The following is a 20,365-nucleotide window of genomic DNA, read 5'->3' as shown; positions in this document are numbered from 1 at the left end:
ACCTTGCTGCGAATCTGGAAGGCCACGATCAATTCCCGTAACGGTCTGGCCTTTGCGTTCCGCTCGGAGCAGGCCGTCCGCGAGGAAATCGTTGCGCTCCTCTTGTCGCTGCCGCTCGCGTGGTTCGTCGGCGCGACCGCGATGCGGGCGGTCGAGCTGATCTGCGCGGTCGCGTTCGTGCTGGTGGTCGAGCTGCTCAATACGGCGATCGAGAAGCTTGCCGACCGGCTGACCATGGATCACGACAAGCAGATCGGACGGGTCAAGGACATGGGCTCGGCCGCGGTCGGTGTCGCGCTGCTGATGGCCGGCGCGTTCTGGATCATCGCCATCATCGAGCGATTGGGATTTCTTTAAAGCGCGTATCGCGCTTTAAACTGTTTTTTCAGCATGATCTTTTCGGAAAACCGCTTCACTCTTTTCCGGATCATGCTCTGATCGGAGCGCCATGACCGAACGTCTCAACGCATTCGCGGTCACGCTCGCCCAGCTCAATCCGACCATGGGCGACATCGAGGGCAATGCCGCGAAAGCGCGCGCGGCGCGCGTGCAGGCAGCCGCCGACGGTGCCGATCTCGTGCTGTTTCCGGAATTGTTCATCGCCGGCTACCCGCCGGAAGATCTCGTGCAGAAGCCTTCCTTTCAGGCCGCCTGCCGCGCTGCGATCGAAGCGCTGGCGCGCGAGACCGCCGATGGCGGGCCGGCGATGCTGATCGGCACGCCCTGGGTCGAGGAGGGCAGGCTCTATAATGCCTGCGCGCTGCTCGATGGCGGCCGTATCGCTGGCCTGCGCTTCAAATGCAATCTACCGAATTACGGCGTGTTCGACGAGAAGCGGCTGTTTTCGCGCGGGCCTGCCGCCGGCCCCGTCACCGTGCGCGGCGTGCGCGTCGGTGTGCCGATCTGCGAGGACATCTGGCTTGAGGAGTCCGAGGACTACGAGAACGTGGTCGAGACGCTGGCCGAGACCGGCGCCGAGATCATCCTCGTGCCGAACGGCTCGCCTTACGCCCGCGACAAGGCCGACGTGCGCTTGTCGGTCGCGGTCGCGCGCGTCACCGAGAGCGGTCTGCCGCTGGTCTATCTCAACCAGGTTTGCGGCCAGGACGAGTTGGTGTTCGACGGCGCCTCCTTTGCGCTCAACGGCGACCTTTCGCTCGCAGCGCAATTGCCGGCGTTCGCGGAGAGCATCACCACACTGCACTTCACGAGAAGCGGCGACGATTGGCGTTGCACCGGGCCGATCGCCGCGCAGCCCGAGGCAGACTACGCCGACTACGCGGCCTGCGTGCTGGGCTTGCGCGACTACGTCGCCAAGAATGGCTTTCCCGGCGTGCTGCTCGGCATTTCCGGCGGCATCGACTCCGCGCTGTGCGCGGCGATCGCGGTCGATGCACTCGGTTCCGATCAGGTGCACGGCGTGATGCTGCCTTATCGCTACACCGCGGCAAGCTCGATTGCGGACGCCGGCGAGCTCGCCGGCCATCTCGGCATCCGCTACGAGGTGCTGCCGATCGCCGAAGCGGTGACCGGGTTCGAGACCATCCTGTCCGGCGTCTTCAAGAATCTGCCGCCCGATGTCACCGAGGAGAATCTCCAGGCCCGCACCCGCGGCACGCTGCTGATGGCGATCTCGAACAAGACCGGCCTGATGGTGGTGACCACAGGCAACAAGTCGGAGATGTCGGTCGGCTACGCCACGCTCTATGGCGACATGAACGGCGGCTTCAATCCGATCAAGGACATCTACAAGACACAGGTGTTTCGGCTGGCAAGCTTGCGTAATTCGTGGAAGCCCGAGGGGGCGCTGGGGCCGGCCGGTGAGGTGATCCCGCCCGACATCATCACGCGTCCGCCGACCGCGGAGCTGCGCGAGAACCAGACCGACCAGGATTCGTTGCCGGCTTACGACGCGCTTGATGCCATCCTGGAGCGTCTCATCGAGCGCGAAGAGCCGCTCGATATAATCATCGCCGCGGGCTTTGACCGCGAGACGGTCACCCGCATCGACCATCTCCTCAACGTCGCCGAATACAAGCGCCGCCAGGCCGCGCCCGGCGTCAAGGTCACAGCCAGGAATTTCGGCCGCGACCGCCGCTATCCCATCACCAACCGCTTTCGCGACAAAGGCGAGCAGCTCGGCGCTCCGGATGAGACGCTGGTCTCGCGTGGGAGCAAAGCCTCGATCGACGCGTTTGAGGGGTGAGGCTGGCGCTTGCGCTGCCGTTTCCGCAACCGAGATCGGCGTTATTGTGCCCTCGCCCCTTGCGGGAGAGGGCAGCTCCGCTGTCGAAGCGAACTCATTCGGGTGAGGGGTCTATCTCCGCGTACTCATGTGCACATGTGAGCGGATAGAACCCCTCATCCGGCGCTTCGCGCCACCTTCTCCCGCAAGGGGAGAAGGGAAGGGCTATTACTTCTGTTGTTGCGGCAGGAAGCTCGGGCCGACCGAACGGATCGGCTTGTTCTCGGAAGGCGTCGCAGGGGTGCCGGTGTCCGCCGGCGGCGTTGCTGCCGGGGCGCCAGCAGTCGTCGGTGCCGGAGCCGCACCCTTCTTGCCATTGGCGGCAGGCGTGCCCTTGTTGAGCTGCCGCTGCTGCATTTTCTTGGCGCTCTCCTCGGTGACGATGATGTCACCTTGCTGTTCGGCCGACGCCTTGTCGTCGGCCGATTTGAGCGCGTCCGCCCAGGTCTGGCCCGCGGCCTTGCAGGAGCAGGACGGGTTGAACTCGCTGCGGAATTTGAACGCGGTCGGCAGCGCCGTGTAGGGCTGGCCGCTGGTGGAGACCGCGGAGTTCATGTCTTCACCGGGATTGCGATGGGTGTAGAGCACGGCCTCGGCGGCCGGGCACAGCGCCTTGCAGGTCTTCTCGTCGTCGGGGAAGCGCGCCGGCACGGTCGCAAACGAGACCGGGAAGTAGGCGCCGTCGCAGGTGCGCACGCACACAGTGCGATAGGTGCCTGATTGCGGGCCGAGATCGGACGGCGGCACGCCTTGCGGATTATTGGGGTTGTTGCCGCCGAACAGATTGCTCAGGAAATTGCCGCCGCCTTGCGACTGCGCCGCATTGGCATATTGCGGGCCGCAATTGTTCTGCGCCAGCGCTGCCAGCACCGAGCGGCGCTGGTTGTCACGCTCGGGGCTAAAGCCGCCGGGGCCGCCGCCGCGCAGGCGTTCGAGATTGCCGGTGATCTGGTCCAGATTGGCGCGCATCTGCTGGATCTGGGTGTTGACCGGACCGCATTGCGCCGACTGGCCGCTGAACAGCGAGAAGAAGCCGGAGGAATCGCAACCCATGCGCTTGGCCTGCATGGTGACACGATCGAGCTCGGCCTGCTGCTTGGTCTGAGATTCCTGATAGCGGCGGATCTGGTCTTCGCGCGCGGGATCACCGCCGCCGCCACGATCGAGACCGGCGAGCTGACCTTCCAGGCGCGCGCACATCGGGTTGGGTCCGAGCCCGTTCTGGCCGGGCTGAGGCGGCGGTCCCGGCGGGCCGGCCTGTGCGAACGCGTTATTGGCGAGCGCAACCGTGCTGAAGAGCACGGCAGAGGCAAGGATCAAGCGAGCACGGGAGAGAGACATAAATTCAGGCATATCCGCCATTCTAGCGAGGTCACGGCCAGGCGTGATGTGGGGAGGCCGGAGCGCGCCCTCCCATAGCCGCTTCCTGCGGCATCGTCACGTCGTTTCAGAGGCCAGCGATTGGGCCTAAGGTACGCCAGTTCCGAGCGAATTCAGCGCTGGCAGGTGATTGCGACATATTCGTCGCAATGGCCATGGGAGCAGTTTGCGCCGGATTTGGGGACAGAGCCGGTAATTTCGTCGGGATCGACCCGGCGATAGGCCGAAGCCTGGGCAAAATCGCGTGACTGGCAGTAGGTGCGGGCGACCTGCGCGCCGCATTTGTCGCTCTTGGCCAGGCACTGATCGACGCCGTAGCCGTCCGCCTGGTTCGGGATGATGAAGACGCGGGTCTCCGCGAGAGCGCTGGACGCCGCAAGGATGGAGGCGCAGGACATGAGCGCGAGCAATGATCGCATGAAAACACCGGGGCAAAAAATGTGAACTGCCAGTTCCAGAATGGGCTCAAATGGTTAAGGAGATGAACCATCCGCGCGCGGCGGCTGCGCATTGCGGAGATAAGACGGCGTTTTCGCGGCTCTCTTGACGCGGGGCCGCCTCATAGCCCATATGTTCCGTCATGAACGGTCTCCTCGTCATTTGCGCCATTTGCCGCGAGATTACGAGCTAGCGATTCGCTGGCTGGAGCCGTCTTTTCTCAAAACCATTGAGAGCACTGGACGCCCGGCCAACAGCCGACGGGTATCCTTATGGAATTGCGCCTTTACGATACGCTGAGCCGGGAAAAGCGCACCTTCGTGCCGCTCGATGCCAAGAACGTCCGCATGTATGTCTGCGGACCGACGGTCTATGACTTCGCCCATATCGGCAATGCCCGGCCGGTGATCGTGTTCGACGTGCTGTTTCGGCTGCTGCGCCATCTCTACGGTGAGGCGCACGTCAAATATGTCCGCAACATCACCGACGTGGACGACAAGATCAACGACCGCGCCGCGCGGGATTTCCCCGGCCTGCCGCTGAACGAGGCGATCCGGAAAGTCACCGAGCAGACCGGCAAACAGTTTCACGCTGACGTCGACGCGCTCGGCGCGCTGCGGCCGAGCGTCGAGCCGCGCGCCACCGAGCATATCGGCGAGATGCGCGAGATCATCGAACGGCTGGTTGCCGGCGGCTTTGCCTATGTTGCCGAGGATCACGTGCTATTCTCGCCGCAGGCGATGAACGCGGCCGATGCCGGGCTGCCGCGCTATGGCGCGCTGTCCAATCGTTCGCTGGACGAGATGGTTGCCGGCGCCCGCGTCGATGTCGCGCCCTACAAGAAAGGCAACACCGACTTCGTGCTGTGGAAGCCGTCCAAGCCCGGCGAGCCGTCATGGCCGTCACCCGCCGGCGTCGCCGCGCAGGGGCGCCCGGGCTGGCATGTCGAGTGCTCGGCCATGGCCTGGAAGCATCTCGGCGAGCACTTCGACATCCATGGCGGCGGCATCGATCTCGTGTTTCCGCATCACGAGAACGAGGTCGCGCAGACCTGCTGCGCCTTCCACCGGGAGCGCATGGCGAACTACTGGATGCATAACGGCTTCCTGCAGGTCGAAAGCGAGAAGATGTCGAAGAGCCTCGGTAACTTCGTCACTATTCACGAACTGCTCGCGGACTGGCCGGGCGAAGTGCTGCGCCTGAATATGCTCAAGACGCATTACCGCTCGCCGATCGACTGGACGATGAAGTCGCTGGAGGAGAGCGCCAGGACGCTCGACGATTGGTATCGGGTTGCGGCTGACGTCGCATCCGGCAAGCCCGCCCCCTCAGTGGTCGAGCCGCTGCTCGACGACCTCAACACGCCGCTGGCGATCGCGGCGCTGCATGGGCTGCGCGGCAGCGATGTTGGTGCCCTCGCGGGTTCGTTGCGTCTGCTCGGCTTTCTCTCCGAGAGTGCCGCGCAGTGGGAAGGACGCAAGCAGCAGGCGAGCGGCGTCGATGCCAAGGAAGTCGAGCGCCTGATCTCGGAGCGGACGGCGGCGCGTGCGCGCAAGGACTTTGCGGAGTCCGATCGTATCCGCGATCTGCTTGCCGCGATGGGCGTTGCGATCAAGGATTCCAAGGAAGGGACGACGTGGGAGGTCGCACGATGAAGCGACCCGATACGCCTTTTCCGCGGCACTGGTTCTATTACATCGCGCTGAAAATCCTGCTGCTCGGCGCTGCCGTGGCGCTGGCGCTGAAACTCTATGGGATGTGGTGAAGACGATGGCACAAGCACTCCCAAAGCCTGGCTTGCGGCCCTTCCTGCCGGAGGACGTGCCGGTTCTCGCCGCGATCTTCACCGCCAGCATCGAAGAGCTGACCGGCGAGGACTATAGCGAGGCCCAACAACAGGCCTGGATGGCGTCGGCGGAAGACGAAGAGTTCGGCAAGGGGCTCGCCTCCGACCTGACGCTGATCGCAACGCTGGAGGGGTCACCGGTGGGTTTTGCCTCGCTGCAGGGCAAGGATCATATCCGCATGCTCTATGTGCATCCGGCCGTGGCCGGGCAGGGCCTCGCGACCATGCTCGTCGATGCGCTGGAAAAGCTTGCGGGCGGCCGCGGCGCCGACAAGCTGACGGTCGATGCCAGCGACAACGCGCAGTGCTTTTTCGCCAAGCGCGGCTATGTCGCCATGCAGCGCAACAGCATCACTGTCAACGACGAATGGCTGGCCAACACCACCATGCAGAAGACGCTCGGCAGTGGACCCGCGTCGGGAGCGCTGCAATGAGCAAGGAGCGCCTCTATCTGTTCGACACCACGCTGCGCGACGGCGCGCAGACCAACGGCGTCGATTTCACGCTGACCGACAAGCAAATCATCGCCCAGATGCTCGATGAACTCGGCATCGACTATGTCGAGGGCGGCTATCCCGGCGCCAATCCGACCGACACCGAGTTCTTCGGCACCAAGCCGAAGTTTTCGCATGCGCGCTTCACCGCCTTCGGCATGACGCGGCGAGCGGGGCGCTCGGTTTCCAACGATCCCGGTGTGGCCGGGCTGCTGGAGGCCAAGGCCGACGTGATCTGCTTCGTGGCGAAGTCGTCGGCCTATCAGGTGCGCGTTGCCCTGGAGACGACGAAGGAGGAGAACCTCGCCTCGATCCGCGACAGCGTCGCAGCGGCGAAGGCTGCCGGCCGCGAGGTGATGCTCGACTGCGAACACTTCTTCGACGGTTACAAGGAGGATTCCGGTTTCGCGCTCGCCTGCGCGAAAGCTGCTTATGAAGCCGGCGCGCGCTGGGTGGTGCTGTGCGACACCAACGGCGGCACCATGCCCAGCGAGGTCGAAGCGATCGTCGCCGAGGTGGCGAAGCACATCCCCGGCGATCATCTCGGCATTCACGCCCATAACGACACCGAGCAGGCGGTGGCGAATTCGCTCGCCGCGGTGCGCGCCGGCGCGCGGCAGATCCAGGGCACGCTGAACGGCCTCGGCGAGCGCTGCGGCAACGCCAATCTCTGCTCGCTGATTCCGACCTTGAAGCTGAAGGCCGAGTTTGCCGACGCCTTCGAGATCGGCGTCACGGCGGAGAAGCTCGCGACCCTGGTCAAGGTGTCGCGCACGCTCGACGACATGCTCAACCGCGTTCCGAACCGGCATGCGGCCTATGTCGGCGAGAGCGCGTTCGTCACCAAGACCGGCATCCATGCCTCTGCCGTGCTGAAGGATCCGCAGACCTACGAGCATGTGTTGCCGGAGCTGGTCGGCAATCACCGCAAGGTGCTGGTGTCCGATCAGGCCGGCCGCTCCAATGTCATCGCCGAGCTCGACCGCGCCGGCATCGCCTACGAGAAGAGCGATCCGAAACTGTCGCGGCTGGTCGAGGAGTTGAAGGAGCGCGAGGCGCAAGGCTACGCCTATGAATCTGCCAACGCCTCGTTCGAGCTGCTGGCGCGGCGCACGCTCGGCAAGGTGCCGCACTATTTCGAGGTCGAGCAGTTCGACGTCAATGTCGAGCAGCGTTACAATTCGCATGGCGAACGCGTCACCGTGGCGCTGGCGGTGGTCAAGGTCGACGTCGCCGGCGAGCATCTGATCTCGGCGGCCGAAGGCAACGGTCCCGTCAACGCGCTCGACGTCGCGCTGCGCAAGGATCTCGGCAAGTACCAGAAATATATCGAAGGCCTGACGCTGATCGACTATCGCGTGCGTATCCTCAACGGCGGCACCGGCGCGGTCACGCGCGTCCTGATCGAGAGCGAGGACGAGAACGGCGACAGCTGGACCACGGTCGGGGTGTCCCCCAACATCATCGACGCCTCGTTCCAGGCGCTGATGGATTCGGTGATCTACAAGCTGGTGAAGTCGGGCGCGCCGGCGTAGGGCGGCGGTGCCACAAACGGGATGACGAGCAGGAGAGGGGGCGCGACCCATGATCGATCACATCTCTGTCGGCGTCAGCGATCTCCAGCGCTCGGCGACATTTTACGAGGCAACACTCGCCGCGCTCGGTCTCGCTCGCCTCGTCACGCGGCCGCGGACGATCGGCTTCGGCAAGGCCTATCCCGAATTCTGGATCAATCTGCGCGAGGGCATGCCGCACGTGCCGCCGGAGAGCGGCGTCCATATCTGCCTGCGGGCAAAGACGACCGTCGAGGTCGATGCATTTCACGCCGCAGCGCTGTCGGCCGGCGGCGCATCCGACGGCGCGCCGGGTATCCGCCCGCACGATCGCGTGCGTTATTACGCAGCCTTCGTTGTCGACCCCGATGGTAACCGGATCGAGGCGGTGACGTTTCCTGCGGACTAGAGCTTGCGCGCCATTTCCGGTGCGAGCTGCTTTTCCGCATCTTCGATCTGCGCTGCAGCCGATTTCAGCTTCGGCAAAATCTCTTCGATCCGATCGGCCTTGAGGATGTCGACCGAAAGGCCGGCGCGGATGAACTCGGTCTGGCGCATGTGCGACAGCAGCGAGAACAGCGGCTCCCAGAAATTATCGATGTTGGCCAGCAGCACCGGCTTGGCGTGACGTCCGAGCTGCTTCCAGGTCAATTGCTCGACCAACTCCTCCAGCGTGCCGACGCCGCCCGGCAGCGCCACGAAGGCGTCGGAGCGTTCGAACATCAGTCGCTTGCGCTCGTGCATGTCGGGGGTGACGATCATCTCCTGCACGCGCGTCAGCGCGTTTTCCCGCATCCGCAGGAAATCGGGGATGATGCCGGTGACAGTGCCGCCGTGATCGAGGACGGAGGTCGCCACCGAGCCCATCAGGCCGAGCGAGCCGCCGCCATAGACGAGGCGGATGTTGTTCTCGGCGAGCGCCTTGCCGAACGCCTTGGCGCCTTCGGTGAAACGGGGATTGGTTCCTGGGCCGGAGCCGCAATAGACACAGACGGTTTTGATCGTGCTCATTGGTGCCATGATGCATTGCAGCGAAGGGGCGTCAAGCCCAATCGGTGATTCGGGGCTTCCGGAAATCTACCGGTAAACCACGACGAACAATCCAAGATTCGCCATCTGGCGGGGTGCATGGGCATCGGTAAGGCTCTATATGACAAACGGAAATCCTTAATGGCAACGCAGCCCGCATTCGACGGGCTTTTCAGGCTTCTTGATGGACCAAGCTCAATCGCCCGCCGGCGCCAACGTTCCTGATCCCGCCGGGGGGCCGCTGGAGCGGGCCACGCTGATGGGCACGCTGGCGCATCTGTGGCCCTATATCTGGCCGGGCGACCGTTTCGACCTGAAGATGCGCGTGGTCTGGTCGATGGTGCTGCTGCTCGCCGCCAAGCTGATCACGCTGACGGTTCCTTTCAGCTTCAAATGGGCGACCGACGCGCTGACCGGCGCCAACAGTGCGCCAGTTCAGGCCGACAATTGGCACCTCTGGGTGATCGCCTCGCCGCTGCTGCTGACCGCCAGCTACGGCGTGATGCGCATCGTGATGGCGGTGCTGACGCAATGGCGCGACGGCATTTTCGCGCGCGTTGCCATGCACGCGGTGCGCAAGCTCGCCACCATCACTTTCATCCACATGCACGAGTTGTCACTGCGCTTCCACCTGGAGCGCAAGACCGGCGGCCTGACGCGCGTGCTCGAGCGCGGCCGCGAGGGCATCGAGGTCATCGTGCGCATGGTGATCCTGCAGCTGATCCCGACCATCGTCGAGGTCTCGCTGCTGATGGCCGTGCTGCTGTGGCAGTTCGATTGGCGCTACGTGCTTGCGACCCTCGTCACTGTCGCGGTCTACATGTACTACACCTACATCGCGACCGAGTGGCGGATCGGCATCCGCCGCAAGATGAACGATGCCGACACCGAGGCGAACACCAAGGCGATCGACTCGCTGCTCAACTACGAGACCGTCAAATATTTCAGCGCCGAGGCCCGTGAGTCACAGCGCTACGACCGGTCGGTCGCGCGTTACGAGGAGTCGAGCGTCCAGGCCTATACTTCGCTGGCCGTGCTCAACACCGGGCAGGCCGTGATCTTCACGCTGGGGCTGACCGCGACCATGCTGATGTGCGCGATCGGCGTGCGCAACGGCACCAACACGGTCGGCGATTTCGTGCTGGTCAACGCGATGATGATCCAGCTCTACCAGCCCTTGAACTTCATGGGCATGGTTTATCGCGAGATCAAGCAGGCGATCATCGACATCGAGAAGATGTTCAACGTGCTGGGGCGCGAGGCTGAGATCAAGGATGCGCCGGGCGCGAAGCCACTGGTGGTCTCCGCGGGCAATGTGCGTTTCGAGGATGTGCGCTTTGCCTATGAGCCGTCCCGTCCGATCCTCAAGGGCATCAGCTTCGAGGTGCCGGCCGGCAAGACGGTCGCGATCGTCGGCCCGTCAGGTGCGGGCAAGTCGACCATCTCGCGGCTTCTGTTTCGCCTCTACGACATCTCGGGCGGCAAGATCCTGATCGACGGCCAGGACATTCGCGAAGTCACGCAGGCGAGCTTGCGCGCGTCCATCGGCATGGTGCCGCAGGACACCGTGCTGTTCAACGACACCATCCGCTACAACATCCGCTACGGGCGTTGGGACGCCAGCGATGCCGAGGTCGAGCAGGCAGCGCAGCTGGCGCAGATCGATCATTTCATCCGCATGGCGCCGAAAGGCTACGAGACCCAGGTCGGCGAGCGCGGCCTGAAACTGTCCGGCGGCGAAAAACAACGGGTTGCGATCGCGCGCACCGTGTTGAAGGCGCCGCCGATCCTGGTGCTGGACGAGGCGACCTCCGCGCTTGACACCCACACTGAGCACGAAATCCAGGGTGCGCTCGAGCGCGTGGCGAAGAACCGCACTTCGCTGGTGATCGCCCATCGGCTCTCGACCATCGTCGGCGCCGACGAGATCATCGTGCTGGACCAGGGCCGCATCGCCGAGCGCGGCACCCACGCGAAACTGCTTGGGGAGGGGGGACTTTACGCCAGCATGTGGAACAGGCAGCGCGAGGCCGAGGCGGCGCGCGAGAAACTGGCGAGGATGGCCGATTCCGGCGAGGCGCCCAACCGGGAGCCACCGCCGGTCGCCGATGTCCTGACGGCGCCTGCGGCGGCGGAGTGACCTTGTCTCCGGTCCCAACTCTGGCCTAAACAACACCACCGCGCGGGACGACCTGCGCCATCAACCCTGAGCGGCAGATAGCGATGTCCATTCTCGATTCGATCCAGCGTCAGATCCCGCCGATCCACAAGGAGGGATATCCCTTCATCGGCGGCTTTGCGCTGGCAAGCCTCCTCCTGTTCTGGCTGTGGTCGCCGTTGGGGTGGATCGGCACCATCCTGACCGTATGGTGCGCGCTGTTCTTCCGCGACCCCGTGCGCGTGACCCCCGTGCGCGAGGGGCTCGTGGTGTCGCCCGCCGACGGCCGCGTCTCGATGATCACTATGGCGCTGCCGCCGGCCGAGCTCGGCCTCGGCGATCGGCCGCTGCCGCGCGTCTCGGTGTTCATGAGTGTGTTCAACTGCCATGTGAACCGCAGCCCGATCGCGGGCCGGGTGGACCGTATCGCCTACCGGCCCGGCCTGTTCATCAATGCCGAGCTGGACAAGGCGAGCGAGGACAATGAGCGCAACTCGCTGGTGATCACGACGCCGACGGCGCGGATCGGCGTGATCCAGATCGCGGGTCTGGTCGCCAAGCGCATCGTCTGCTTCGTCAAAGAGGGGCAGGCAATCGGCGCCGGTGAGCGCTTCGGTCTGATCCGATTCGGCTCGCGGCTCGACGTCTATCTGCCGCTGGGCACGAAGGCGCTGGTCTCGGAAGGCCAGACCGCGATCGCCGGCGAGACGATTCTGGCGGATCTTGCCGGAGACGACCCGAGCCGCGCCTACCGTGCCAATTAACCAATAAGTCGGTCCTGAGGGGCCTTCCGCCGCAATGGCGGAGGGGAACGCGGCTTGCTATATCTCGCCCCAAGGTGAGGACGAGCCATGACGCCTTATGACTTCAAAGATCCTGATGTGCGCCGCCGGCGGTTCCGCCCGATCCCGGTGCGCATGCTGGTGCCCAACGTCATCACGCTGCTGGCGATCTGCGCCGGCCTGACCTCGATCCGGCTCTCGATCGAGGGGCGGATGTCGCTCGCGGTCTACGCCATCGTGTTCGCGGCGGCACTCGACGGCATCGACGGCCGCATCGCGCGCATGATCAAGGGGCAGTCCAAGTTCGGCGCCGAGCTCGACAGCCTCGCCGACTTCGTCAATTTCGGCGTGGCGCCCGGCCTGATGTTGTATTTCTGGCAGCTGCACGAGCTCGGCAATGCCGGCTGGATCGCCGCCATGGTATTCGCGATTTCCGGTGGCCTCCGCCTGGCGCGCTTCAATGCCACCATGGACGATCCCAACAAGCCGGCCTTCGCCGCCAACTTCTTCACCGGCGTGCCGGCGCCGGCCGGCGCGATCACGGTGCTGCTGCCGATCTATGTCGCGTTCCTCGATCTCGGCCGGCTGCCTGCGGCGGTGACGGCTGCGTATACGCTGCTGATCGCCTTCCTGATGGTGTCGCGCCTGCCGGTGTTCTCCGGCAAGACCAAGCGCATGCGCGTGCCGCCCGAGCTGGTGCTGCCGGCGTTCGTCGCGGTGGTCGTGTTCATCGCGATCCTGATCGCCTATCCCTGGCACGTGCTGTCCATCGGAACGGTGCTGTATCTGCTCGCTTTGCCGCTCGGCTACAAATCCTATCGCGACCAGGCGCGCGCGATGGAAGCCACCGCGCCGGCTGGAGGCGAGGTCTCCTCGCCGCCTTCGGCGCCGACGCTGGCAAACCTGTCGGAGCCGCCGCGCGAAGACGACCGGCCCGACCGGCTGCACTGAACGGCAAGCGCCAAGCAGCCAAGGCACTGAACAGCGAGACTTGGATATCTGCCATGAGGCGCCCTGAGTTGGGTTGAAGCCCGATCTCGGCTATATCGCCCGGTGCAGGCGGCACCGCACCAACAGCGGCCGCCAATCTGGGAGAGAACGCTGTGACGAATACTGCGACCGGGCCGCTGCCCGCTTCCGTCCTCGAAGCGCTGGGCCGCTATGACACGCCGACGATCTGCAATGCCATGGAGATCGTGGCGCCCGAGCGCCGGCTGATCGGCTACACCACCAAACCACTGGTCTGCCCATTTCCCGATCTGCCCCCGATCGTCGGCTATGCCCGCACGGTCGCGATCCGCTCGGTGCTGAAAAATTCACTACCGCCGGAAGAGCAGTCCAAGCGCCGCATCGCATATTACGAATATGTCGGTACCGGCCACGGTCCGCGCATCTCGGTGATCCAGGACATCGACGGTCCCGACGTCGGCTACGGTGCGTTTTGGGGCGAGGTGCAGAGCAACGTGCACAAGGCGCTCGGCTGCCTCGGCGTCATCACCGACGGTTCGATCCGCGACATTCCGCAATGGGCGCCGGGCTTCCAGGCGCTGGCCGGCTCGATCGGCCCGTCGCATGCATGGGTGCATGCCGAGAGCTTTGGCGGCGAAGTGCGCGTCGCCGGCATGACCGTGAAGTCGGACGATCTGATCCATGCCGACCAGCACGGCGCCGTCGTAATTCCGCACGATATTGCCGCAAAGCTGCCCGAGGCCGCCGAACTCTGTGGCCGCCGCGAGACGCCGATCCTCGAGATCGCCCGCAGCCCCGACTTCTCGTTGGAGAAGTTGAAGGCTGCGCTGAAGCGCTCGGCGGAGATTCACTAACGGCGGGACCGCGATGATCTACGGTTGCGACGCCGCTCGCAGGCTGCCCTGTTCCGTCAGGAACAAGGCGGCCTGATCCGGCTCGCCGAGCACCGCGGCAGCGCATCCGATCAAGGTGAAGCCGCCGGCAAAATCCCACAGGGTGATATCTTCCGCATTGTCCGGCATGTGGATCAGGTGCGCTACGATCACGGCGAGGGCCGCCTCGGCAAAGAGCAGCACGCTGAACGCCGGCAGGACGAGCCCGGGTTCGAGCATGTGGAGCGCCAGCACTGCGGGAAGCGCGGTGAGAAGACTGAACAGCGTCACCATTGCGATGCCTTCCGCCATGAGGTCCCGGCCCGGATCCAGAATACCAATTGATCGGTCGCCCCCGATGTGGCGCAGGGCCGCAGCCGAAGGGATCGCGTGCACGGGTGACGGGTGCGCGCGACACCGTATGGTTAGCAAAATGTTGAGATCCGTGTCGGCAGTCGGCAAAAGCCGGCGCCTTTCAGCGCGCTGCGGCCGCCAGGCGCGCCGGCTCAACTTAACCTTTACGCGTCTTTAATCGCGGCTCACTAGGGTTTCCGATGCGGTTCGGGGTTGGGCCGCGCCATCGGCCAGGACGGCCGTTGTTGCGTTCGCGTTGGAGTCTCCCATGGATATCATGACGAGCATCGGGCTCGTGGCGGGCATTGTCGTCATCGCGACGATGATGCTGCTGGGCGGCGATCTCCACATGTTCGTTTCCGAGCATGCGATGATCATCATCTTCGGCGGCTCGACGGCCGCGACCATGATCCGCTTTCCGCTCTCGACGCTGATCCACGGCCTACCGCTCGGCGCCAAGTTTGCCTTCACTATGAGCCGTCTGTCGGCGCACGATCTGGTCGACGAACTCGCCCGCATCGCCGAGATCGCCCGCAAGCAAGGGCCGGTGGGTTTGGAAAAGGTCGAGACCGACGAGCCGTTCCTCGCCAAGGGCATCCGCTACGTCGCCGACGGCTACGACCTGGACTTCATTCGCGACAATCTCGAGCGCGACCGCGATAATTTTTTGATGCATCTGGATGAAGGCAGCAAGATCTACCGCGCCATCGGCGACTGCGCCCCGGCCTTCGGCATGGTCGGCACGCTGATCGGCATGGTGCAGATGTTCGCCAACATGACCGACCCGTCAAAGCTCGGCCCGTTCATGGCGACCGCGCTGCTCGCGACTCTCTACGGCGCGCTGGTCGCCAACCTGTTTTGTACCCCGATCGCCGACAAGCTGCATGGAAAGCTCCTGGACGAAGAGACCAACCGCACGCTGATCATCGACGGCATCCTGATGATCCGCGACTCCAAGAGCCCCACGCTGGTCCGCGAAATGCTGCTGGCCTATCTGCCCGAGAAGCACCGCCACGCTGAAGGCGAGCCGGTGCCGGCCTGAGGCCGCGCGCCGGGATTTGAGATATGGCCAAGAAGAAGCGCGGCGATTCACACGGAGGCGGTCACGGCTGGTTCGTGACCTTCGCCGATCTGATGGGCCTGATGATGAGCTTCTTCGTGATGCTCGTCGCGTTCTCGACCCAGGATGCCAACAAGCTGAAGGTCGTCGCAGGCTCCATGCGCGACGCCTTCGGTGTCCAGACCGAAGCGCGCTATTCCGGCATCGTCGAGTCCGACGGGCTGCCGACCCGCCCTCGGCTGAAGAACGTCGATCACATTCAGCCCGAGGACTCCTCCAACACGCCGACGCCGGACCAGGAGGATCGTGACCGCACGTCGGGCGCCAAGATCAAGGTCGACCGCAATTTTGCGCTGGCGGCGGCCTCGCTGCGCCAAGCGTTGCAGGACATGCCGGAATTGACCGAGATGTCGAAGCACATCATGTTCGAGGAGACCAAGCAGGGCCTCAACCTCGAGATCGTGGACCAGGACGGTCGCTCGATGTTCGCCGACGGCTCCAAAGTCCCCTATGACCGCACCCGCCGCCTGATCGAGAAGCTCGCTGTCCCGCTCAAGGCGACGCCGCTGCGCGTCTCCATCGCCGGCCACACCGCGGCTGGATTCGTGCCGACCCGCAGCGACTACGGCGCCTTCGATCTGTCGGCCGACCGCGCCAATGCCGTGCGTCAGATCCTCGAACGCGAGGGCCTGCCGGCCGCCCATGTCTTCGCCGTCGCCGGCAAGGCGGATACCCAGCCGCTGTTTCCGGACGATCCCTCGCTCGCGGCCAACCGGCGGGTGACCATCACCCTGATGCGCGAAGATCCGCCGCTGCCGCCGAATCTGAAGCCGTAGGGCGCATTCGAGCGAAGTGGACCCTGTTTCGCGCGAAGAAGCGCGACAAAACAAGGATGTAGAGCCAATTCCCCTTCAATCGGGGACTGAAAGGCTCAGGGCTCTTGTGCCACCATCTTACCTGAGGCATGTCGTCGCGTGGGCAACGACCGTTGCTGCGCCGTCACAGCATCTGGCCCGGTGCCTGCTATGGTGATGTGCCGATTGACAGGGGCACCGGAACCGTCAAAAGGCGCCGGATCAATTCTCGGGCAGAAGCGTTCCAGTTTCATATGACGGCGAGCATCACATCGACCGAAGCTCCGGACGGGCCGGTCACCTCGGGTTTCTGGGGCCTGACGCTCGGGAGCATCGGCGTCGTCTTCGGCGACATCGGCACGTCGCCGCTCTACGCATTCCACGAGGCCGTCAGGGGCGCGGCCCATGGCCAGCCGGTCTCGCGGGTCATGGTGCTCGGCGTGCTCTCGCTGATCCTTTGGGCGCTGCTGATCGTCGTCACCGCCAAATACGTGCTGCTGCTGCTGCGCGCCGACAACAACGGGGAGGGCGGCACGCTTTCCCTCATGGCGCTCGGCCAGCGCGCGCTCGGGCGGCGGAGCTGGTTCCTGATGGCGCTCGGCGTCGTCGGCGCCTCCATGTTCATCGGCGATTCCATGATCACGCCGGCGATCTCGGTGTTGTCGGCGGTCGAGGGTCTGAAGCTCGCAACGCCCGCCTTCGAGCACTATGTCGTTCCCCTGACCGTTCTCATCCTGACGCTGCTGTTCGCGGTCCAGAGCAAGGGGACGGCACTGGTCGCCTCAGCCTTCGGGCCGGTGATGGTCGTCTGGTTCACCGTTCTTGCCGTGCTGGGTGCCGTTCACATCGCCGACGATCCGTCGGTGCTGGCAGCGATCAATCCCTATTACGCCCTGCAATTCCTGCTGTCGCACGGCACGATCGGCCTGGTGACACTGGGCGCGGTGTTCCTCGCGGTGACCGGCGGCGAGGCGCTCTACGCAGACCTCGGCCATTTCGGCCGCAAGCCGATCCAGTCGGCCTGGATGTTCTTCGTGCTGCCTGCGCTCCTGATCAACTATTTCGGGCAGGGCGCACTGGTGCTGTCGGATCCCAGCGCGATCGAACACTCCTTCTATCGCATGGTGCCCGAGCATTTCGTGCTGCCGCTGGTCGGACTTGCGACCGCGGCGACCGTGATCGCGAGCCAGGCGGTAATCACGGGGGCCTATTCCCTGGTCTATCAGGCAGTGCAGCTCGGCCTCCTGCCGCGCTTCGAGGTGCGCTTCACCTCGGAAACTCATGCCGGCCAGATCTATCTGCCGCGTGTAAACCGGCTGCTGCTGATCGGTGTGATGCTGCTGGTGCTGTTGTTCCACACCCCCAGCAATCTGGCTTCGGCCTACGGTATTGCGGTCTCCACCACCATGGTTGCTGACGGCATCATGGGCTTCATCGTGATCTGGAAATTGTGGAACTGGCGCGCGGCGACGGCCGCAGCGGTGATCCTGCCCTTCGTCGTGGTCGACATCAGCTTCTTCAGCGCGAATCTTCTGAAGCTGCTCGAAGGCGCCTGGGTGCCGCTGCTGTTCGGCGTGATCATGGCAGGGACAATCTGGACCTGGCGGCGAGGGTCCGGGATCCTGATCCAGAAAACGCGCCGCATCGAGGTGCCGCTGGACGATCTGATCCGGAGCTTGGAGAAGCGGCCGCCGCACATCGTCAAGGGCACCGCGGTGTTCCTGACCAGCGATCCCTCCTTCGTGCCGACCGCGCTGCTGCACAATCTCAAGCACAACAAGGTGCTGCACGAGCACAACGTGGTCCTGACCATCGAGACCGCGCACACGCCGCGGGTCGATCTGTCGGAGCGTTTCCGGATGGAGAAGATCAGCGACAAGTTCTTCAAGGTCCGCCTGCGCTTCGGTTACATGGAGCAGCCGAACGTGCCCAAGGCGCTCGCGATCGCGCGCAAGCAGGGCTGGCAATTCGACATCATGTCGACCTCATTCTTCGTGTCGCGGCGCTCGCTGAAGGCGTCGGCGCAGTCCGGCATGCCGCTTTGGCAGGACCATTTGTTCATCGCGCTGAGCCGGTCCGCCAACGACGCCACCGACTATTTCCAGATTCCCACCGGACGCGTGGTTGAAGTCGGAACCCAGGTCACCATCTAAATGGCGGCCGGCGAAGCCATGCAAATGTGCATGGCCAAGGCCCGAAATCTGGCTAGGCTATGCCGGCAGCGCAGGCCTATAAGCCCCGCGCCCTTCTGCCGTTGTGCAGTGAAGCATTTTTAGAGGCCACCAGGCTCTCCCATGACAAGTGATATCGCGATTTCCGCCCCGGAAACGGCGGCGGCCAATGGGCATGGCGATGCCCACACCACTGCCGGCTTCGGTGCGCTGACACTCGGCAGCATCGGCGTCGTCTACGGTGACATCGGCACCAGCCCGCTCTACGCGTTCCGCGAGGCGGTCATGGCGGCTTCCGGCGCGGAGGGGGTGCCGACGCCGGCGGCCGTGCTCGGCGTGCTCTCCCTGATCCTGTGGGCGCTCATCGTCGTTGTGACGCTCAAATACGTCGTGATCCTGCTCCGTGCCGACAACAACGGCGAGGGCGGCACGTTGGCGCTGATGGCGCTGGCCCAGCGCGCAGTCGGCACCCGCGGAACAACCATCGTCCTGCTCGGCATCATTTCCGGAGCCCTGTTCTACGGCGACGCCGTGATCACGCCGGCGCTCTCGGTGCTGTCGGCGCTCGAAGGCATGAAGGACGTCACCCTGCACTTCGAGTCCTACATCGTGCCGCTGACCGTGATCATCCTGGTCGGTCTGTTTGCCGTGCAGTCCCGTGGCACCGCTCGCGTCGCCGCCTTCTTCGGCCCGATTATGTGCGTCTGGTTCGCGGTGATCGCGATCGCGGCGATCCACCCGATCATCCAGCAGCCGCAGGTGCTGTTCGCGCTGAACCCGCTCTACGCCGTGTCCTTCATGATCCACCACGGCATCATCGGCTTCGTGACGCTCGGCGCGGTGTTCCTGGCGGTCACCGGTGCCGAGGCGCTCTATGCCGACCTCGGCCATTTCGGCAAGCGGCCGATCCAGACCGCCTGGCTGTTCATCGTGGTGCCGTCGCTAGCATTGAACTATCTGGGGCAGGGCGCCCTCGTGCTCGGCGACCCCGGCGCGATCGTGAGCCCGTTCTTCCAGCTCTTTCCGCAAGGTTTTTTCCGCGGCTGCATGGTGGTGCTGGCCACCGCCGCAACGGTTATCGCGAGCCAGGCGGTCATCACCGGTGCCTATTCGCTGACGCGTCAGGCGATCCAGCTCGGTCTGTTGCCGCGGTTTGAAATTCGCCATACGTCCGAAGCCCATTCCGGCCAGATCTTCATCCCGCGCATCAACCAGCTCCTGCTCGTCGCAGTGGTCCTGCTGGTGCTCTTATTCCGCTCCTCCAGCGCGCTGGCCTCGGCCTACGGCATCTCCGTCACCGGGACCATGGTGGTTACGGCGATGATGGGCTTCGTGGTGATCTGGAAGGTATGGCGGTGGTCGCCGTTCACGGCTGCCGCCCTGATCGCGCCGTTCCTGTTTCTCGACCTCACCTTCCTGGCCGCCAATCTGCTCAAGGTGTTCGAGGGCGGCTGGGTGCCGCTGGCGCTCGGCGCGCTCATGATCATCCTGATGTACACGTGGCGGCGCGGCAGCCGGCTGCTGTTCGAGAAGTCGCGCAAGCTCGAATTCCCGCTCGCCGACCTGGTGGCCATGCTGGAGAAGCGGCCGCCGCAGCGCGTGCCCGGCACCGCCGTGTTCCTGACCAGCGACCCCCTGAGCGCGCCGACCGCGCTGATGCATAGTCTGAAGCACTACAAGGTGCTGCACGAGAAGAACGTCATTCTCACCATCGAGACCGCGCAGACCCCGCGCATCGATCCGGCCGAGCGGGTGAAGCTGGAACAGATCTCGCCGACCTTCTCCAAGGTGACGCTGAAGTTCGGCTTCATGGAATCGCCCAACGTGCCGAAGGCGCTGGCGATCGCCCGCAAGCTCGGCTGGCAGTTCGACATCATGTCGACCTCGTTCTTCCTGTCGCGGAGGGCGCTCAAGCCGGCCGCCCATTCCGGCATGCCGCGCTGGCAGGACCGGCTGTTCATCTCGCTCAGCCGTTCCGCCAACGACGCCACCGATTATTTCCAGATCCCCTCCGGCCGCGTCGTCGAGGTCGGCACCCAGGTGACGATCTAGCTCCGCAGTTGTCATCGCCCGGCTGGACCGGGCGATCCAGTACCCAGAAACAGTGCGTGGATACGGGCAGGCCGCGGCGTACCGGATTCCCCGCTTTCGCGGGGAATG

At 64.5% G+C, this 20,365-nt stretch carries 18 protein-coding genes; 14 read left to right on the top strand and 4 right to left on the bottom strand.

Annotation, left to right across the window (positions count from 1 at the left end; translation table 11 throughout):
* The first annotated feature begins 3 nt into the window (after positions 1 to 3).
* Positions 4 to 357: a diacylglycerol kinase gene (locus IVA93_RS22815; protein ID WP_018459355.1), complete on the top strand. Its 354-nt coding sequence runs from the start codon at positions 4 to 6 to the stop codon at positions 355 to 357.
* Between the two features lie 91 nt (positions 358 to 448).
* Positions 449 to 2,206, top strand: coding sequence for an NAD+ synthase (locus IVA93_RS22810; protein ID WP_018459354.1), 1,758 nt, complete (start codon positions 449 to 451; stop codon positions 2,204 to 2,206).
* Between the two features lie 207 nt (positions 2,207 to 2,413).
* Here IVA93_RS22810 and IVA93_RS22805 read toward each other — a convergent pair whose 3' ends face one another.
* Both IVA93_RS22805 and IVA93_RS22800 read right to left on the bottom strand, forming a co-directional pair.
* Positions 2,414 to 3,607 (bottom strand): DUF2865 domain-containing protein, encoded by a 1,194-nt coding sequence (locus IVA93_RS22805; protein ID WP_085395861.1) that lies wholly within the window; start codon positions 3,605 to 3,607, stop codon positions 2,414 to 2,416.
* Positions 3,608 to 3,738: 131 nt separating this feature from the next.
* Complete coding sequence (locus tag IVA93_RS22800; RefSeq protein WP_026233782.1) at positions 3,739 to 4,044, bottom strand: hypothetical protein; 306 nt, start codon at positions 4,042 to 4,044, stop codon at positions 3,739 to 3,741.
* A gap of 291 nt (positions 4,045 to 4,335) precedes the next feature.
* Here IVA93_RS22800 and cysS point away from each other — a divergent pair, with 291 nt between their 5' ends.
* The 4 genes from cysS (at position 4,336) to IVA93_RS22780 (ending at position 8,365) form a co-directional block, all read left to right on the top strand.
* A complete protein-coding gene (gene cysS / locus IVA93_RS22795) occupies positions 4,336 to 5,718 on the top strand; it encodes a cysteine--tRNA ligase (RefSeq protein ID WP_018459351.1) in 1,383 nt (460 codons plus the stop codon).
* Between the two features lie 115 nt (positions 5,719 to 5,833).
* Positions 5,834 to 6,343 (top strand): GNAT family N-acetyltransferase, encoded by a 510-nt coding sequence (locus IVA93_RS22790; protein WP_247369161.1) that lies wholly within the window; start codon positions 5,834 to 5,836, stop codon positions 6,341 to 6,343.
* The gene (gene cimA / locus IVA93_RS22785; protein WP_247369163.1) at positions 6,340 to 7,938 is read left to right on the top strand and encodes a citramalate synthase; all 1,599 of its coding nucleotides are present in this window, start codon (positions 6,340 to 6,342) and stop codon (positions 7,936 to 7,938) included. The genes IVA93_RS22790 and cimA overlap by 4 nt, the downstream gene beginning before the upstream one ends.
* Positions 7,939 to 7,987: 49 nt before the next feature.
* Entirely contained in the window at positions 7,988 to 8,365 is a 378-nt protein-coding gene (locus tag IVA93_RS22780) for a VOC family protein (protein WP_018459348.1), read from the top strand.
* Here the strand turns inward: IVA93_RS22780 and IVA93_RS22775 are convergent.
* Complete coding sequence (locus tag IVA93_RS22775; RefSeq protein ID WP_018459347.1) at positions 8,362 to 8,967, bottom strand: LOG family protein; 606 nt, start codon at positions 8,965 to 8,967, stop codon at positions 8,362 to 8,364. The genes IVA93_RS22780 and IVA93_RS22775 overlap by 4 nt on opposite strands.
* 202 nt (positions 8,968 to 9,169) lie before the next feature.
* On the opposite strand from IVA93_RS22775, the gene IVA93_RS22770 reads away from it, so the two are divergent.
* The 4 genes from IVA93_RS22770 to IVA93_RS22755 all read left to right on the top strand — a co-directional run bounded on the left by IVA93_RS22770 (position 9,170) and on the right by IVA93_RS22755 (position 13,748).
* Positions 9,170 to 11,125: an ABCB family ABC transporter ATP-binding protein/permease gene (locus IVA93_RS22770; RefSeq protein ID WP_018459346.1), complete on the top strand. Its 1,956-nt coding sequence runs from the start codon at positions 9,170 to 9,172 to the stop codon at positions 11,123 to 11,125.
* 77 nt (positions 11,126 to 11,202) lie between these two features.
* Positions 11,203 to 11,907, top strand: coding sequence for a phosphatidylserine decarboxylase (locus IVA93_RS22765; RefSeq protein WP_256374445.1), 705 nt, complete (start codon positions 11,203 to 11,205; stop codon positions 11,905 to 11,907).
* Positions 11,908 to 11,994: 87 nt separating this feature from the next.
* The gene (locus tag IVA93_RS22760; protein ID WP_018459344.1) at positions 11,995 to 12,876 is read left to right on the top strand and encodes a CDP-alcohol phosphatidyltransferase family protein; all 882 of its coding nucleotides are present in this window, start codon (positions 11,995 to 11,997) and stop codon (positions 12,874 to 12,876) included.
* Positions 12,877 to 13,028: 152 nt separating this feature from the next.
* Positions 13,029 to 13,748, top strand: coding sequence for an RraA family protein (locus tag IVA93_RS22755; protein WP_018459343.1), 720 nt, complete (start codon positions 13,029 to 13,031; stop codon positions 13,746 to 13,748).
* An 18-nt stretch (positions 13,749 to 13,766) separates the two neighbouring features.
* Here IVA93_RS22755 and IVA93_RS22750 read toward each other — a convergent pair whose 3' ends face one another.
* Positions 13,767 to 14,078: a hypothetical protein gene (locus IVA93_RS22750; protein ID WP_231188633.1), complete on the bottom strand. Its 312-nt coding sequence runs from the start codon at positions 14,076 to 14,078 to the stop codon at positions 13,767 to 13,769.
* A 310-nt stretch (positions 14,079 to 14,388) separates the two neighbouring features.
* Here IVA93_RS22750 and IVA93_RS22745 point away from each other — a divergent pair, with 310 nt between their 5' ends.
* The 4 genes from IVA93_RS22745 (at position 14,389) to IVA93_RS22730 (ending at position 20,257) form a co-directional block, all read left to right on the top strand.
* Positions 14,389 to 15,162 (top strand): motility protein A, encoded by a 774-nt coding sequence (locus IVA93_RS22745; protein ID WP_018459340.1) that lies wholly within the window; start codon positions 14,389 to 14,391, stop codon positions 15,160 to 15,162.
* 23 nt (positions 15,163 to 15,185) lie between these two features.
* Entirely contained in the window at positions 15,186 to 16,016 is an 831-nt protein-coding gene (locus IVA93_RS22740) for an OmpA/MotB family protein (protein ID WP_007592497.1), read from the top strand.
* 272 nt (positions 16,017 to 16,288) lie between these two features.
* Positions 16,289 to 18,187, top strand: coding sequence for a potassium transporter Kup (locus IVA93_RS22735; protein WP_018459339.1), 1,899 nt, complete (start codon positions 16,289 to 16,291; stop codon positions 18,185 to 18,187).
* Positions 18,188 to 18,328: 141 nt separating this feature from the next.
* Positions 18,329 to 20,257: a potassium transporter Kup gene (locus IVA93_RS22730; RefSeq protein WP_018459338.1), complete on the top strand. Its 1,929-nt coding sequence runs from the start codon at positions 18,329 to 18,331 to the stop codon at positions 20,255 to 20,257.
* Positions 20,258 to 20,365 lie beyond the last annotated feature (108 nt).

Source organism: Bradyrhizobium sp. 155 (assembly GCF_023101105.1).
In the GTDB taxonomy this organism is placed as follows: Bacteria; Pseudomonadota; Alphaproteobacteria; order Rhizobiales; family Xanthobacteraceae; genus Bradyrhizobium; species Bradyrhizobium canariense_D.
This window is presented reverse-complemented; position numbering and strand designations above follow the sequence as displayed.

What these genes read in the sequence shown, in the direction of transcription:
- IVA93_RS22740 (WP_007592497.1), top strand. Translation starts at nt 15,186, where the DNA reads ATGGCCAAGAAGAAGCGCGGCGATTCACACGGAGGCGGTCACGGCTGG.
- cysS (WP_018459351.1), top strand. Translation starts at nt 4,336, where the DNA reads ATGGAATTGCGCCTTTACGATACGCTGAGCCGGGAAAAGCGCACCTTC.
- IVA93_RS22775 (WP_018459347.1), bottom strand. Translation starts at nt 8,967, where the DNA reads ATGAGCACGATCAAAACCGTCTGTGTCTATTGCGGCTCCGGCCCAGGA.
- IVA93_RS22760 (WP_018459344.1), top strand. Translation starts at nt 11,995, where the DNA reads ATGACGCCTTATGACTTCAAAGATCCTGATGTGCGCCGCCGGCGGTTC.
- IVA93_RS22730 (WP_018459338.1), top strand. Translation starts at nt 18,329, where the DNA reads ATGACAAGTGATATCGCGATTTCCGCCCCGGAAACGGCGGCGGCCAAT.
- IVA93_RS22745 (WP_018459340.1), top strand. Translation starts at nt 14,389, where the DNA reads ATGGATATCATGACGAGCATCGGGCTCGTGGCGGGCATTGTCGTCATC.
- cimA (WP_247369163.1), top strand. Translation starts at nt 6,340, where the DNA reads ATGAGCAAGGAGCGCCTCTATCTGTTCGACACCACGCTGCGCGACGGC.
- IVA93_RS22790 (WP_247369161.1), top strand. Translation starts at nt 5,834, where the DNA reads ATGGCACAAGCACTCCCAAAGCCTGGCTTGCGGCCCTTCCTGCCGGAG.
- IVA93_RS22810 (WP_018459354.1), top strand. Translation starts at nt 449, where the DNA reads ATGACCGAACGTCTCAACGCATTCGCGGTCACGCTCGCCCAGCTCAAT.
- IVA93_RS22805 (WP_085395861.1), bottom strand. Translation starts at nt 3,607, where the DNA reads ATGGCGGATATGCCTGAATTTATGTCTCTCTCCCGTGCTCGCTTGATC.
- IVA93_RS22750 (WP_231188633.1), bottom strand. Translation starts at nt 14,078, where the DNA reads ATGGCGGAAGGCATCGCAATGGTGACGCTGTTCAGTCTTCTCACCGCG.
- IVA93_RS22735 (WP_018459339.1), top strand. Translation starts at nt 16,289, where the DNA reads ATGACGGCGAGCATCACATCGACCGAAGCTCCGGACGGGCCGGTCACC.
- IVA93_RS22780 (WP_018459348.1), top strand. Translation starts at nt 7,988, where the DNA reads ATGATCGATCACATCTCTGTCGGCGTCAGCGATCTCCAGCGCTCGGCG.
- IVA93_RS22800 (WP_026233782.1), bottom strand. Translation starts at nt 4,044, where the DNA reads ATGCGATCATTGCTCGCGCTCATGTCCTGCGCCTCCATCCTTGCGGCG.
- IVA93_RS22770 (WP_018459346.1), top strand. Translation starts at nt 9,170, where the DNA reads ATGGACCAAGCTCAATCGCCCGCCGGCGCCAACGTTCCTGATCCCGCC.